13 protein-coding genes are annotated in these 14,020 nt (G+C 32.5%); 11 read left to right on the top strand and 2 right to left on the bottom strand.

Annotated features, from left to right (window positions below):
* Positions 1–282 precede the first annotated feature (282 nt).
* From BUE08_RS03105 to BUE08_RS03090, 4 genes are read left to right on the top strand one after another with little or no spacing between them, the layout of a single operon-like run.
* Positions 283–1,104 carry a TnsA endonuclease C-terminal domain-containing protein gene (locus tag BUE08_RS03105; RefSeq protein ID WP_286680353.1) on the top strand — a complete coding sequence of 274 codons (822 nt, stop codon included), beginning with the start codon at positions 283–285 and terminating at the stop codon, positions 1,102–1,104.
* Entirely contained in the window at positions 1,088–3,151 is a 2,064-nt protein-coding gene (locus BUE08_RS03100) for a TnsB C-terminal domain-containing protein (protein WP_286680352.1), read from the top strand. Before BUE08_RS03105 ends, BUE08_RS03100 begins: the two co-directional genes overlap by 17 nt.
* A complete protein-coding gene (locus BUE08_RS03095; RefSeq protein ID WP_286680351.1) occupies positions 3,132–4,514 on the top strand; it encodes an ATP-binding protein in 1,383 nt (460 codons plus the stop codon). The genes BUE08_RS03100 and BUE08_RS03095 overlap by 20 nt, the downstream gene beginning before the upstream one ends.
* Positions 4,511–5,773: a TnsD family Tn7-like transposition protein gene (locus tag BUE08_RS03090; RefSeq protein ID WP_286680350.1), complete on the top strand. Its 1,263-nt coding sequence runs from the start codon at positions 4,511–4,513 to the stop codon at positions 5,771–5,773. Before BUE08_RS03095 ends, BUE08_RS03090 begins: the two co-directional genes overlap by 4 nt.
* 78 nt (positions 5,774–5,851) lie before the next feature.
* Here BUE08_RS03090 and BUE08_RS03085 read toward each other — a convergent pair whose 3' ends face one another.
* Positions 5,852–6,298, bottom strand: a complete 447-nt coding sequence (locus tag BUE08_RS03085; RefSeq protein WP_286680349.1) for a hypothetical protein — start codon at positions 6,296–6,298, stop codon at positions 5,852–5,854.
* 492 nt (positions 6,299–6,790) lie between these two features.
* On the opposite strand from BUE08_RS03085, the gene BUE08_RS03080 reads away from it, so the two are divergent.
* From BUE08_RS03080 to BUE08_RS03065, 4 genes are all read left to right on the top strand, one after another.
* Positions 6,791–7,666 (top strand): helix-turn-helix domain-containing protein, encoded by an 876-nt coding sequence (locus tag BUE08_RS03080; protein ID WP_286680348.1) that lies wholly within the window; start codon positions 6,791–6,793, stop codon positions 7,664–7,666.
* Positions 7,667–7,813: 147 nt separating this feature from the next.
* Positions 7,814–8,230 (top strand): hypothetical protein, encoded by a 417-nt coding sequence (locus BUE08_RS03075; RefSeq protein ID WP_286680347.1) that lies wholly within the window; start codon positions 7,814–7,816, stop codon positions 8,228–8,230.
* Positions 8,231–8,332: 102 nt separating this feature from the next.
* The gene (locus BUE08_RS03070; protein WP_286680346.1) at positions 8,333–8,533 is read left to right on the top strand and encodes a hypothetical protein; all 201 of its coding nucleotides are present in this window, start codon (positions 8,333–8,335) and stop codon (positions 8,531–8,533) included.
* 142 nt (positions 8,534–8,675) lie between these two features.
* Positions 8,676–11,324, top strand: a complete 2,649-nt coding sequence (locus BUE08_RS03065) for a hypothetical protein (protein WP_286680345.1) — start codon at positions 8,676–8,678, stop codon at positions 11,322–11,324.
* 48 nt (positions 11,325–11,372) lie between these two features.
* Here BUE08_RS03065 and BUE08_RS03060 read toward each other — a convergent pair whose 3' ends face one another.
* Positions 11,373–12,044 carry a hypothetical protein gene (locus BUE08_RS03060; RefSeq protein WP_286680344.1) on the bottom strand — a complete coding sequence of 224 codons (672 nt, stop codon included), beginning with the start codon at positions 12,042–12,044 and terminating at the stop codon, positions 11,373–11,375.
* Between the two features lie 507 nt (positions 12,045–12,551).
* On the opposite strand from BUE08_RS03060, the gene BUE08_RS03055 reads away from it, so the two are divergent.
* From BUE08_RS03055 to BUE08_RS03045, 3 genes are all read left to right on the top strand, one after another.
* On the top strand, positions 12,552–13,469 hold the full coding sequence (locus tag BUE08_RS03055) for a ParM/StbA family protein (protein ID WP_286680343.1): 918 nt from the start codon (positions 12,552–12,554) through the stop codon (positions 13,467–13,469).
* 5 nt (positions 13,470–13,474) lie between these two features.
* Positions 13,475–13,756: a hypothetical protein gene (locus BUE08_RS03050; RefSeq protein WP_286680342.1), complete on the top strand. Its 282-nt coding sequence runs from the start codon at positions 13,475–13,477 to the stop codon at positions 13,754–13,756.
* A gap of 86 nt (positions 13,757–13,842) precedes the next feature.
* The gene (locus BUE08_RS03045; protein ID WP_274540216.1) at positions 13,843–13,974 is read left to right on the top strand and encodes a hypothetical protein; all 132 of its coding nucleotides are present in this window, start codon (positions 13,843–13,845) and stop codon (positions 13,972–13,974) included.
* The last annotated feature ends 46 nt before the right edge of the window (positions 13,975–14,020 follow it).

The raw sequence follows: 14,020 nt of genomic DNA, 5'->3' as shown, positions 1-14,020 counted from the left end.
TCACTACAAGGGAAGAAACAGCGAGAAGCCTTGCAACAACTACATTTCATCACGAGCAAACTTTGTCACTCCGTGAGCAAACTTATTTGTAACTACACATAGTAATAAATAAAAAATGACACAAAAATACGGGTCAATTTCAGAAAAATTTTTAATAACCAAACGCCAATATTAAGCCGTTTAATGAGTTTTCTATATTAAATAAAGCATTATCCCTGTTGAAAATCCCAGTATACTACGTTAACATCACATCCAAGAAGTGTGAAAGAAAGGAAGGTTTATATGGCCAAAAGAGATACTTCTTGGACTATGGCGAAGTATAAAAGATTCTTGTCTGAAAATCGTGGTGCAGGAGAATTAGCCTCCTATAAGCCCTGGTTATCCATACAAGACTTCCCGTCAAATGGCAGGGTGTCACGCATAAAAGGCTGGAAGACAAACAGAATACATCATTTCTTTTCAGATATACAAACTAGATGTTTCTACATGTTTGAATGGGATGATGAAATAGTAGATATTAGAGAACATTATCCACTTTTAGATTTAGCAGAGGTAGTAAAAGACAATAAAGACCTTAAGCAAGAGTTTTTTACTAATAGAGAGCCTCCATATATACTAACAACTACATTTCTACTAACTTTACGAAATCACAAATATATTGCAAGGACAGTGAAATCATCGAGTGAGTTAGGGAAAAAGTCCGTGCTGGAAAGACTGGAAATAGAAAGAAGGTATTGGGCAGCGAAGCAAATTGATTTTGGCATAATTACACAAAAAGAAATACCTACTAAAATGGTAAAAAACATAGAGTGGATACACTCAAGTTTATATACCTATGAAGAAAGAGGCTTAACAGAAAATTCATTAGAGAATTATTGCAACATTCTAATTGATAAATTTAGGGATAGTAAATATTCAATCAGAAAAATAACTTCTGACTTTGATAAAGAAAATAATGTATCAGATGGAACAGGCTTATTCATTTTTAAATACCTTCTAGCATCTAAACATATTTACATTGATATGAATGAATTAATAGATATAACAGAAAGTCGTCCTAAAATTATTATTGATTGGGGTGCTATGTATGCTTCCAATCAATAGTGTAATCTTATACGAAACAAGTCAAGGCAAAATATATTACCGAATACTGTATTACTATAAAGATATCATCTATCTAATTGATATTTATGGTAACTCAATGCCTATTACAGTTTCAGAAACATTTATTCAGAGTGGGTTAAATGATGGCACTATACATGTTTTGGAGAATGAACCATATATGATTATCAAAGATGAAGAGGCTATCCCACCTAAACATAAGGTCATAAGAGATAAGGCATACAATGCCATTAAAGACATTGTTACTATTGAACCTGACATTTACATTGCCGGAGAGAGGGTTAAACTTGTCAGAGAATACGTTTATAATGTGCATGAAGCAACTGTAATGAGATATTTAAAACGGTTTTGGCAGAGAGGTATGCACAAAAACTCTTTACTTCCTGATTATCATAATTGTGGCGGGAAACAAGGAAACAAGGAAAAAAATAATACTTTTGTCATTACCCCCGAAACGATAAAGATTTTTAATACAGCACTTAATAGGTTTTATTACAATTCTTCAAGAAAGACTTTAACATTAACCTATGAACTTATGATCAAGGAATACTTTAGTGAAAATGGGGTGGTAAATGATGCCATTCCTACATTAAGGCAATTCAGATATTGGTTTAATAAGGAGAGAAACATTAAAAAAGAAGTATCTACTCGTCAAAGTCCAAAGCAATATGAATTACAACATAGGGGGCTTACAGGATCTTCTACTGAAGAAGCATTTGGACCAGGAGCAATATTTCAAATAGATGCAACAGTAGGAGATGTTTATTTAGTATCCCAATATAATCGGAATTGGATTATAGGAAGGCCTGTTATTTATACTGTTATGGATGTATTTTCACGTTGTGTCGTAGGAATTAATATATCTTTGGAAGGGCCTAGTTGGATTGGAGCGAGTATTGCATTAATTAATGCTGCGTCAGACAAAGTATCCTTTTGCAGGAAGTACGGTATAGAGATTGGCAATGATGAGTGGAATTACTGCAGCACCCTGCCCGAAGCAATTATTGCAGATAGAGGAGAATTAGAAGGGGAAAACATAGAGTCATTAGTATCAGCATTTGGAATAAAAGTATTAAACACCAGCCCTTATAGAGGTGACATGAAGGGGATTATTGAGAGGTATTTTAACACTATAAACCAACATACCAAGCCTTTCATGCCCGGTGCAATTAAAAGTCAATATCGTGAAAGAGGAGAGCAAGATTACAGACTATCAGCAGCCCTTGATTTAAGGCAGTTTACTCAAATTATAATAAAATGTGTATTGTATCATAATAATCATCACTATTTATCTAACTATACCAGAAGCGGAGATATGATTGCAGATGGTGTAGAACCAATACCCAAGTTAATCTGGGAATGGGGTGTTGCTAATAGAACAGGAAGGTTAAGAACTGTTGATGAAGATTTATTGAAATTAAATCTACTGCCAAGAGACAAAGCAACTGTGACACAGCATGGGATTAAGTTTAAAGGGATGCTATTTGGTTCTAAAACCTCATTAAAAGAACGATGGTTCGAGAAAGCAAGAAACAATGGATCTTGGAAAGTTGACATATCATATGATCCAAGGGATATGAGTTTTATTTATATCAAGTATGAAGATGGGAGAAAATTCGATAAGTGTTTTTTATTAGAACATCAGTCAAGATACAAAGAAAAATCTATTGAAGAAGTAACTTATCTAATGGAATATGAAAAAATGCAGGCAAAAGCCTCAAAAAAAGCAGAATTGCAAAATAAAATAGATTTATTAAATGACATAGAAGAAATAATTGAGCAAGCGAAAGAAAAGACAAAAAATGAAGTTGAAGAAGGCATAAGCAAAAAGAGACGCATTCAGAATATCAGAGATAATCGCAATTTTGAGAAGCAGCAGGAGAGGAAACAAAATATTATCGAAATAATACCAGAAGAAACAAATATAGTAGTTGAAGAAAAAGCCTATGGTAATACCGAGCAAAATTTGGTCGAATTACTATTAAAGGCACAGAAGGAGGGAAAAGACCGTGCTGGATTTGATACATAATGCCCAATACAAAGAGCAGATTATTTCAGAATATAAAGGTAATCCATTTATAGAGGCATTGCCTCAAATCACATCTTCTGAAGAGGTAGTATCAAAGTTAGCAAATTTTCCTCCCTATAATAAAGAAGAAAGACAGTTAGATAATCAATACAGAGCCCATTTAGTGGGACGTCTATATGATGTCTTTCAGCCACTAGCGATACATTTAGATTTAGAAAGTAGAATCAGTAGAGTTATAAGACAGGGTTATGTAGCAAGAAATGTTTTGGATAAGTCCTTTGTTTCAAACAATTATCGCAGCACCGCAGGCTCTTTTACTTTACTTGGAGTATCAGGTATGGGGAAAACAACAGTTGTGAACAGAATATTATCCATGTATCCACAAGTAATCGTTCACTCTAAATACAAAGATATCCCACTTTCACGATATCAGGTAGTATATTTAAGGCTTGAATGCTCTTACGATGGAAGCATTAAAGGACTTTGTCTATCATTTTTTAGTAAGGTTGATGAGATATTAGGGACAGACTATTATTCACGATTTGGTAGTGGTAAACTTTCAGTGGATAACATGCTCGTTGCCATGAGCAATATTGCTAAAAGTATTTCATTAGGGTTATTAGTAATTGATGAGATACAAAATCTTAGCAAGTCTAAGTCTGGAGGAGCCGACAGGATGCTGAATTTTTTTGTTACTCTAGTCAATACTATTGGCTTACCAGTATTATTAATAGGAACTCCTGAGGCTATGGGAGTATTGCAAGGGAAGTTCCGACAGGCAAGAAGGGGTTCAGGGCAAGGGGATTTGGTATTTGAAAGGTTAGATAATGATATTAACTTCAAACTACTTGTAACCGCAATATGGGGCTATCAATGGACGAAAAGGCCTACTGCTCTGACTGATGAATTAATAGAGACCCTATATGATCAATCCCAAGGAATAATTGATATAACAGTGAAACTTTATGCCCTTGCTCAAACAAAGGCAATTTCAAGCGGGATTGAGACAATAACACCTGAATTAATTAAACAAGTGGCTGACGAAAGTTTAAGGCTGGTAAAGCCAATGCTAAATGCATTAAGGACAGGTAATGTAATGGAAATAGTAAAATATCCTGACATATATACTGGAAACATTGATTTAAGTTATGAATTGCCTAATCGGAATAGGTTTGTAATACCTACCACTTCCAAGGCATCTACAGTAGAAAATAATGAAAAGCCAGTGAAAGTTAGAACCAAGAAGGTGCCTCCAAGTGCAGAAAATGATATTAGAGTTATGGTGCAGAATAAGGAGGAAGATCTAACTGCTTATGATATATTGAAAAATCATGGGTTAATTAAAGGATTTGAAGTTATATGATGACTTTTTTTCCGACACCGTATCCAGATGAAATACTATATAGTGTTTTTGCCAGATATCATGAAAAAAGTCCAAATTTTAATGGAAGTGAAACTGCCAGGGATCTGTTTAATGTAAAGCGTATAGTTTGTAGCCTGGAATTCCCAACATTATTAGCAAATTTAGTCCGAAATATGCCCTTAAACAGTCCTTTTGATGTAGATAGGCTAATACTTGAACATACCTTATTTCCGTATTATACAGTCTTTTTAAGCCTTGAGAACAGGGGAATAATAAGACGGTATATGTTGCATGGGGATGTTGAAATATACAACAAAATAACAGGAATAATAAACCCACTGGCTGAAAATAAATTTCTAAGATTTTGTCCAAAATGCAATAAAGAAGATATGGAGAGATATGGCGAATTATATTGGCATAGGGTTCATCAGATAAGAGGCATCTATATTTGTCCTCACCATAAAATACCTATTTATAATAGCAGTGTATCACTTGAGGACAATAAATATAAATATATAGCAGCAACGGAAAGAAACTGTGTTGTTGAAACTGAGGTTGTGTATGAGCCAAAGACCTATGAAAAATTACTGATTATTGCAGAGGATATGCACTGGATTTTGAATAATCCTGAAATTAAAACAAACATAAAAGAGCAGTATCTAAATCAGTTAAAGAAATTAGAGTATGCTACAGTGAATGGAGGTCTACGCCAGAAAAATCTTATTACTGATTTTGAAACCTTTTGGGGCAGTGAGATACTTCAGATGACTCACAATACAATTAGGAAGACTAATAACAGTAATTGGCTTTTAAAAATGGGATGGAATAAAGCAAATATAGAAGATCCGTTGAAACATATATTGCTTATGAGGTTTTTAAGATTATCACCTGATACGTTATTTAACAAGAATATAGAGTATCTTCCTTTTGGTAAAGGACCATATCCGTGTTTAAATCCTGTTTGCAAACAATATAAGAAACAGGTCATTGAGAATGTAGAAATTAGAAATAGTTATAAAAACAAGAGTCCAATAGGATATTTTACCTGTCCGAATTGTGGCTTTTCATATTTGAGACGTGGACCTGATACGAAAAAAGAAGACAAGTATAGATATTCTCGGATTGTGGATTTCGGGGATTATTGGAGAGAGGAATTAATACGGCTATTAAAGTATAACAGCGTGCCAACGGTGGCAAAATTAATGGGGACAAGCCATACTACTGTTTATGATTTCTTAAGAAGAAATGGGAAAAGGTAAAAAATCCTCCACCCTAGGCGGAACAATAGGGTTGGAGGATTTTTAAGATTAAAAACATAATTATTTATTGAGATGAATTTATACTATCTCAACAGTATCCTTAAATATTAGAGATAAATCATCTTTGTATCGATCTGTATCTCTCCAAAATTTGTAGATAATCATAATCATTGCGAAAGCCTGAAACTCAGATAATTTATTGATTTTGTCTATAAGAACCTTTTTGTCAACTTTCCATTTTTCAATCATCAATTGTTCATTTTCTAATACATCAGTTGTTTCTAAAAGGAGAAATCTATTTGCAGACATCTTTGGCGAATATTTGATTGCATTAAATATATCAAATAAGCAGTAAAGTTCGTTTGAATCAAAATAATTATCAAGTTTTGTAATGGTTCTATATAGTAACTTGTGATATGTCAATACATAATCTTCCATCAGACTAGGGAAATCTTCAGGTCCATTTCCATTATGGAAATCAGTTAAACAACATTTTACTTTTTCATTTAAATCAGAGTTAATCATAGTCATAACACCTCCTATTAAACATTTCCAAAGAAATCTCTTATTTTTGTGCTTATTTCAAAAAAACACGTGATAAACTAACGTTTTCATTTTTAAAATTAAGTTTTGTAATTTTTCTGCTAAAAAAATAAGTAGATTTATTGTTTGGTATAATGTAATTGGACGATTTTAATGGGCCAAGAGGAATTTGGGGATTTCTCTTGGCCTGTTTTTTTTTACCTTTTATAAAACATTATCTTGGATATCTATCAACCTCCTTTACTTTTAAACTATATTTTCGGTAGACACCCCCTTACGCTACTTGATTTACTAAAAGTCAATTAAAATTCAAAAATAAAGAGAATAATTTTACTATAAGTTAATTATAAAGCAAACTTAATTAAATGTCAACAATAAAAATGAATAAAAGTAAAATATTATACATAATGACAATAACATTAGTTGACAATCGGTAAAATATATTGTAATATATACTTAAGGAGGTGATAGATAATGAGTTTTAATTTAAGTGAATTTATTAGAATGGAAATGGCTAAAAAAAATATCAAAGCAGTTGATTTAGCAGATGCACTAAACAAATCACCATCTTATATCAGCAAGATGCTTAAAAACAACATTATTCCGGATTACGAGGACTTAAAAATCATAGCCAAAATACTAGACATAAATTATCCTTTTTTACTCTTCCAAATAGGGATCCTTGATGAAGCAGATATAAAACATATAATTGCCTGCAATACTCTTAAGGAATACTTGGGAGAATTACTGAAAGTAAATGATATGGAAGAGGAAAAGGTTAATGCTTTTATTAACTTCCTTGAGACCAATAAGGAGAATTTGGGAGATAACTTGACAGACGAACTACTAAATAACGTAAAAGATGCATTAGGGGAGAACTTTATCTATCCAGATTATGCAACCCCTTATACCGAGGATTCCTATTACGGATTAAAAAAAATAAGGAACCTTAGGCTAGCCACTGGGGAATATGTGAGAAGTAAGTTCAGGAAGTTGCCTTTATATACTGCACTAAATAACGGACCAATAACAGGTAGGGAAATGGGATTTGATTTTAGCCTTTTAAAGGAAGAAATAGAACCAGATAGTGAAGTGGTGTGGTTTAAACCTGAGGATAAGGATTATTGCTACCTTGTTAATCTTGGACAATACAAGGATAAAGATAAAATACTTTTTGAAAGGGGTGATGCAATATACGTCGGAAAATACAATTGTCAGGAAAAAACCATGGTCTTGGCTGACGTTATGAATGCAGTTTCAAGGGAAGTAGAAGATACACCTATTATTCTAACTAATACAAAAAGCATAAAGATTATTGGCAAAGTTTTATTTGAGTTTAAAGTAGGATAACTTATTAGGTAAATAATTATTTACTAACAAAAACTGAATAAAAAAAATCAAAGCATACTAACAGAGCAAAACCAGGTCAAAGGATATTTAATCTTTGGCTTTATTTCCTGTTAGTATTTTTGTTTTTTAAGAAAGGAGAGAAGAAATATGTATTATTCATTTGATGGAACGATTCTTGACAGAACGTATGCAAAAAATTTTATATTGCCAATTTATATTGACGAGACAACTATAAAAGATTTTAACTTTGAGTATGTTGCTGAAATACACATACAAGAAGTTGGATCAACCATTATAAGAACGGAAAATTTTTTAGACTTAATGAGTCTAGTAGAATTTTTTATAAACAAACATTCTAATCTGATATCAGAAGAAGCATTAGAGAAGTTTAAAAGAGATGAAAGGAAAATATTGACTAATGCTATTAACAAAACAAAGGAATTATTTGAAATTGAGATATCCAAGTTAGATGAAGCAGATAAGTGGTTTATCCACGCTTTTCGATACGACACAATTAAAAAAAGATTTTCTGATAATTATGCAAATCTCCTATATGAAATATAACAGACATGGAGGATAGCGGAGTTTTGGGAGAAGGGGATATGCAAGATGGAGGGCAAATGGTTACAAAAAGCCCTCCCAAATATAAGAAGGGAGGTGACTTAAATGACAAAAAAAGGCCATAAAGATTTATGTATGGATGTCTATTTTAGAGATGACTATATCGAAATAAATCCCTATACAGGAGAAGAAATGGGAGTTTATAACCCATATACTGGAGAAATTATTCCACTAAGAAAGATGAGAAGACGTAAACATAGCAATCCTTATGAATATGAAACTCAGGGATTTGAACCATATGAATAAATCAAATCAGGGGCAACAATAAAACCAATAAAAAGACTTAATATAACATAAAGAAAGTATCTTAATAAAGCACATTTAAAATACATACCAAAACACTAAAATACAGCATGCCCCTTTGTTTAATAACAAAGGAGGCATGAAAATGATAATAAAATTGTGTTTAGATACTCAAAAGTTTAGTAAGAAGCCGACAGAAGAAGAGATTGCAAAAATAGCAGCACGAATTGGATGTCATGTCAAAGAAATTTCTGTAAAGGATTTTGCCAAAAGCATAATAATACCAAATGGCAAAACTTATTCACCATCAGTTTTTAAGGATGGGCAGAGAAGTATTAAGAACTGGATAAGCCAACAAATATTTGTTGTTGATATTGAAAATGATTCGCTGGAAAATGTGTTAGATACTTGTGAAAGGGTAAATCTATTCCCTTCATTCATATACACGCCCTTTAATTCAGATAGTGGGTTTAAAATGGTTTTCGTTATGGATGAAGTGATTCAGGATATCAGGGTTCGCAATCTGGTAATTAGATCACTGTTGGAAGTTTTCCCACAGTCCAAAACAGAAACAAGGGATCCTTCGAGAATAATATACGGTGGCAGGGAAGTTATTTATGAAAACTTTTCATATGTAGAATCAATACCGAATCTTATATTTGCAGCATGCTCAGTAATTAGAAATAGTACTAATACATCGAGAAACATGTATAATTTTTGCAGAGATGTTGGTATTGACATGGAGAATGGTTATCCAAAGTTTTTTACGTTTCATGATGAAAAAGATATGCCTCAAGTTAATAGTAGCAATGTTTATGTATCAATGACTAAAAAGTGTAAGTCCTTTATTAATAATATATATAATAGTACACTTTTTAGTCATATGGGGTATGTAATCTATTTTTGTTACAATAATACGCAGGATTGTTTTTTTGAAAAGGAAAACGACTTTGCCCTCCGTTTTGATATTAAGAAGGAAAATGCTAAGACATATCTTATAAAGGATTACCCCTTTGAAAATCTATATAAAAATTGTCGATTATACCGGGAAGCAATAGATGGCGAGTATTGGTTACACCACAATGAAATGTTTGGTCTCATGTCCAACCTTTTGAAAATAAAAGGTGGAGTAACGAAAGTAGATAAGATTCTAAACAGCCGTGAAGACTATAAAGTGAAAAACTATAGTTGGTTGGTTATGAAGAATCAAATTCTTAAGGGTAAATATGCTCCTTCTAGGTGCGAAAGTTATTGTCCATTTATTAAAGACTGTAAACATGGAATTAATATGATAGAACAAGGAAAATTATTCAAGGGAAGAATTCAAGTAGTTGGTAAAAGAAAAACTAAAAGTATAGAAGAGGCAAGAAAAGAATTATCTAATATTGTTAGTGAAATAATTGCCTCTCCACAAAAGGGGATTTATGTTATAAAGGCACCGGCAGGGTTAGGGAAAACTGAAGAATACATAAATGCTTGTATAGATAATAAATTGACGATAGCAGTGCCTACACATAAATTAAAGGACGAGGTAAGCGAGAGATTGACAAAAGCAGGAGTACACCATTATGTTGTACCACAACTTCCTGATATTGAACCTGAAAAACGCAATAAGTTAGATAGACTCTATGTTACAGGCTCTTTTAAAGGAGCAAATATGTATTTAAGACAATTAGCAAAGGAAAATGAAGTCATAGCAAAATATATTAAGGACTTGAGGCGAGTAAAAAAATCTGAGAACCAAACTATCTTAACTACTCACCAAAGAATATTTTTTGAAAAGGACTTCAATGATACTCTAATAATAGATGAAGATATTGTTCTAAATGGAATGTTCCCAATTTCATCTATGTCAATACAAGACATGGTTATACTTAGCCAATTGGTGTATTTAGATCCGGAATTTTCGCCTTTAAAGAAGTTAACCGATTTTATGTTTAAGTTAATTACCGAACTACCTGAAGGAATAGTACTAAAGACACCAAACTATTTTATGCTTTGTGCAAAAGAAGTTGAAAAATTAGTTGTAAAAAATGACCTTATTACAACAAATATACTGGGGTTTTTAAACTCAAGTCATTTTGTCAAAGTGACAGGGAGAAATGGTAATGAGCAGATACTTTTTATAAACATAAGAGATTTACCTGATAAAAAGGTTATTATTTTCAGTGCAACTGCCAATGAAAAGATTTATAAAATGGTTTTCGGTCAAAATATGAAATTTTATGATATTGGGGATGTGGAACACATAGGAGAGATTTGGCAAGTTCCTATAAGGGCCTTTAGTAAATTATCTATTCATAGAAATAAAAAAGAAATGATGGATATTGCAAATGCTTTAATAAATAGATATAACCCCGATAGTAAGGTTATCACTTACAGCGGTTATTTTAATGATATAAGTGAACCGAGCATATCATTTTGGAATAGTGCGGGGCGTGATAATCTAAAAGGACAAAATATCACTGTAATAGGGACTCCCCATATTAACCCCTATAGTTATCTTCTATTTGCAAGTGCTTTGGGTCTTGATGTAAGGCTAAATGAAAGCAAAGTAATGTATCAGCCTGTTTCAAGGGGAAACTATAACTTTTACTTCAATACTTACAGCAGCAATGATTTATTACGGGAAATCCAATTTTATATGATAGAGTCTGAACTTGTGCAAACTGTAGGAAGGGCTAGAACTATAACGGAACCTTGTAAAGTTCTGGTCTTAAGTAATTATCCCGTTCCTGGAGCAGAGTTCATTTCATTAACACAAAGAGAGGTAAAAGAATATATAGGAATATAGTTTGATTACTTGGAATTAATATAGTCCCCAAGGTATCAGGGGACTATATTAGTTATTCAAGGCTTCAGTTTTGCTAAAACATTTTTTTAGTTCTTGTACAAAATCGAAAGTTCGATCCCATAGAGCAAACAACATTTTTTTTGTTTCTTCAGGAAATTCATCAATTTCCTTGTCTTTCAACTTAATATAGGTTTCTTCAATCCATAACCTTTCGTCTTTGATAGAAGATAGATTTTTTCTAGTATTTAAAAGGCTTTCGGGTGAGTTAATCTTTCTGTCACAAGCCTCATTAATGAGATAATTATAGTAAAAAACTGAAGTAAAAAATTTTCCGCTTAGAATAATGGCGTGGAAATACACATCTTCATCATCATTATCATAGAAACCAGAATTAATAAGTTTTGTAACCCATAATATATTGCGAACCAGTTCTTCTTGTTCCCAATAATCGATTTTTAATCGTTTCAAATACCGATGGAAGATTTTTTTCGCCCTTTTATAAGTCTTGTTATAATACTTGATAAACTGTGCCCACTCTTTTTCAGAATGAACAGAGAAGCCCTCACCCATTTCTATCTGCCTTTTTAAATCCTGTATAGATGATAATAAGGTAAAGCAAGTTTTTAGGATAAAGAAATCATGTGAATCATAATCTTTTTCAGTTAGGTTGCTATTGAGTATAGCATTTTGCAAATCCTCTAAATTCACTGGAAATGCCAAAAACATACCTCCTTAGTTTTTTAGTGTACATCATCCTAGCACAGATTATGGAGGATATCAACCTTATTATGTAAATATTTGGGGCTCCATTTTCTGTTCATGCATGCTATAATATGAGCAACACTCTCCTTTCAAAGTTAATATAGATATTAAACCCCTGCAGATTGTTTTTGTAGTGATGCCTTTGGCAGATAGTCCGGAAAACAACGCAGGGGTTTTTATTTTTGAGAAATAAAACAGATTAATTTAAGGGAAAAACAAGGAATCCAACATAATTTGTTCAAATATAGCATGACAAATGTTATTTGCTCTAGACAGTTAGGGAAAATGCCACAGGTAAACCAAACCTGTAATCCATTTTCCTTTATTTATCGCAAGAAAGGGGGATATAAAGGTATTCTAATTACTTAAAGGAGGTGACACCTTATTCATAAGAACCCCACAGGAACTAAAGGTAATTGATGGTTCTTGTGGGGAACCATTATCAAAAAATAGGAGGGATAATCTATGAGTTATATTATAGGAATAGACCACGGGAATAAGGCAATAAAGAGCATTGTTAATCAGTACAATTCGGGCTTCACAGTTTCAAACACCATGCCTATTACAAAAGAAAGACTATTGGAATTTGAAGGCAAGTATTACTCCATTTTAGGTGAAAGGTTTCCTGTAATGCTTGATAAGACTGTAAATGACAACTTTTTTATTCTATCATTGCCTGCCATTGCAGAAGTATTAGAGAAGAAGTATCAAGGGGTTAATAAGGGAGAGATCATTTTAGCATGTGGCTTGCCTATTATGTATTATGGAAAACAAAAGGATAAATTTAGAGAGTATTTTTTAAGGGATAACATATCATTTACTTTTGGAGAAAAGCGATATGAAGTATCAATTAAAGATGTATATGTTTATCCCCAGGGATATGCAGCAATAATGCCTCATTTCACTCACTATAAGGATGTATCAAGACTTAATGTTGTAGATATTGGCGGATATACCGTTGATGTTTTCACTGTTGAAAAAGGGCTTTTGAATATTAAATCTTGCATTAGTTTAACTACTGGGATTGTAACTCTGCTAAATTCAATAAAACAGGATATCCTCTCTTTAGGGATAGAAATACATGAGGAACAGATTGAGGATACAATTCTAGGAGAAAACATCTCATTTTTTCAGAATGAAAATATAAAATCCTTAATTGAAGAGAAAACACAAATATACGTTGAAGAATTATTGGATAAATTGAAAGAGTATGGCTTTGAGATGAAAATAAATCCAACTATATTTGTTGGAGGAGGTTCAATGCTTTTGCAAAAACACATTGAAAACAGTCCTAAAATAGGATACATGGAAGTTTTAGATAGTTTTGCAAATGTAAAAGGCTTTGAACTTTTGGCAAAGCAGGCAGTTAGTAGGGACAGGTGATGTTCTTGGATGAAATTAAAAGATTGAATCTGTCTTTTAACTTACAAAGAGAAAATGATCGGAATGCTTACAATATTATCAAGTCAAAAAGACAGAAAACAGCCTATATTATCAAAGCCGTATTAGCCTATGAAGGTGTCACCCAAGAGGAGAAGGATCTAAAAAGGATTAAAAGAGCAATTAGAGAAGTTATCAAAGAGATGAATCTTACGGCAGACAAGAATTGTTATTTTACAGATGAAAGTCAAATACCTGATGAAGTCTTCCAAATATTTGACAGCATCTAAAAAACTGGCCATCAACAGGCCGGTTTTTTATTGTTTAGGAGCGGAAATAGCAATTAGGATCATGGTATAATGGAGAAAAAAAGGAGATGAGAAAAATAGAAAAATGGTTTATAGAAAAGGATAAAATACTAATATTCCCCAATGGACAAACTATACCAAGCCATTTAAAATATTGGAGAATTTTATGGTTTAATTTATACACTGGAGAAGACTTTTAGTCATTGAATTAAAAAAGGATAGTAGGATTATGGCATATCAGGCATG

Source organism: Tepidanaerobacter sp. EBM-49 (assembly GCF_001896645.1).
GTDB lineage: Bacteria > Bacillota > Thermosediminibacteria > Thermosediminibacterales > Tepidanaerobacteraceae > Tepidanaerobacter > Tepidanaerobacter syntrophicus.
Note: the sequence above shows the minus strand (reverse complement) of the source record. Positions and strands in the feature narration are given on the sequence as shown.

Bases quoted from the DNA above. Each gene is read 5' to 3' on its own strand.
- BUE08_RS03070 (WP_286680346.1), top strand. From the start codon at position 8,333: ATGACAAAAAAAGGCCATAAAGATTTATGTATGGATGTCTATTTTAGA.
- BUE08_RS03100 (WP_286680352.1), top strand. From the start codon at position 1,088: ATGCTTCCAATCAATAGTGTAATCTTATACGAAACAAGTCAAGGCAAA.
- BUE08_RS03045 (WP_274540216.1), top strand. From the start codon at position 13,843: ATGAGAAAAATAGAAAAATGGTTTATAGAAAAGGATAAAATACTAATA.
- BUE08_RS03105 (WP_286680353.1), top strand. From the start codon at position 283: ATGGCCAAAAGAGATACTTCTTGGACTATGGCGAAGTATAAAAGATTC.
- BUE08_RS03085 (WP_286680349.1), bottom strand. From the start codon at position 6,298: ATGATTAACTCTGATTTAAATGAAAAAGTAAAATGTTGTTTAACTGAT.
- BUE08_RS03090 (WP_286680350.1), top strand. From the start codon at position 4,511: ATGATGACTTTTTTTCCGACACCGTATCCAGATGAAATACTATATAGT.
- BUE08_RS03080 (WP_286680348.1), top strand. From the start codon at position 6,791: ATGAGTTTTAATTTAAGTGAATTTATTAGAATGGAAATGGCTAAAAAA.
- BUE08_RS03055 (WP_286680343.1), top strand. From the start codon at position 12,552: ATGAGTTATATTATAGGAATAGACCACGGGAATAAGGCAATAAAGAGC.
- BUE08_RS03075 (WP_286680347.1), top strand. From the start codon at position 7,814: ATGTATTATTCATTTGATGGAACGATTCTTGACAGAACGTATGCAAAA.
- BUE08_RS03065 (WP_286680345.1), top strand. From the start codon at position 8,676: ATGATAATAAAATTGTGTTTAGATACTCAAAAGTTTAGTAAGAAGCCG.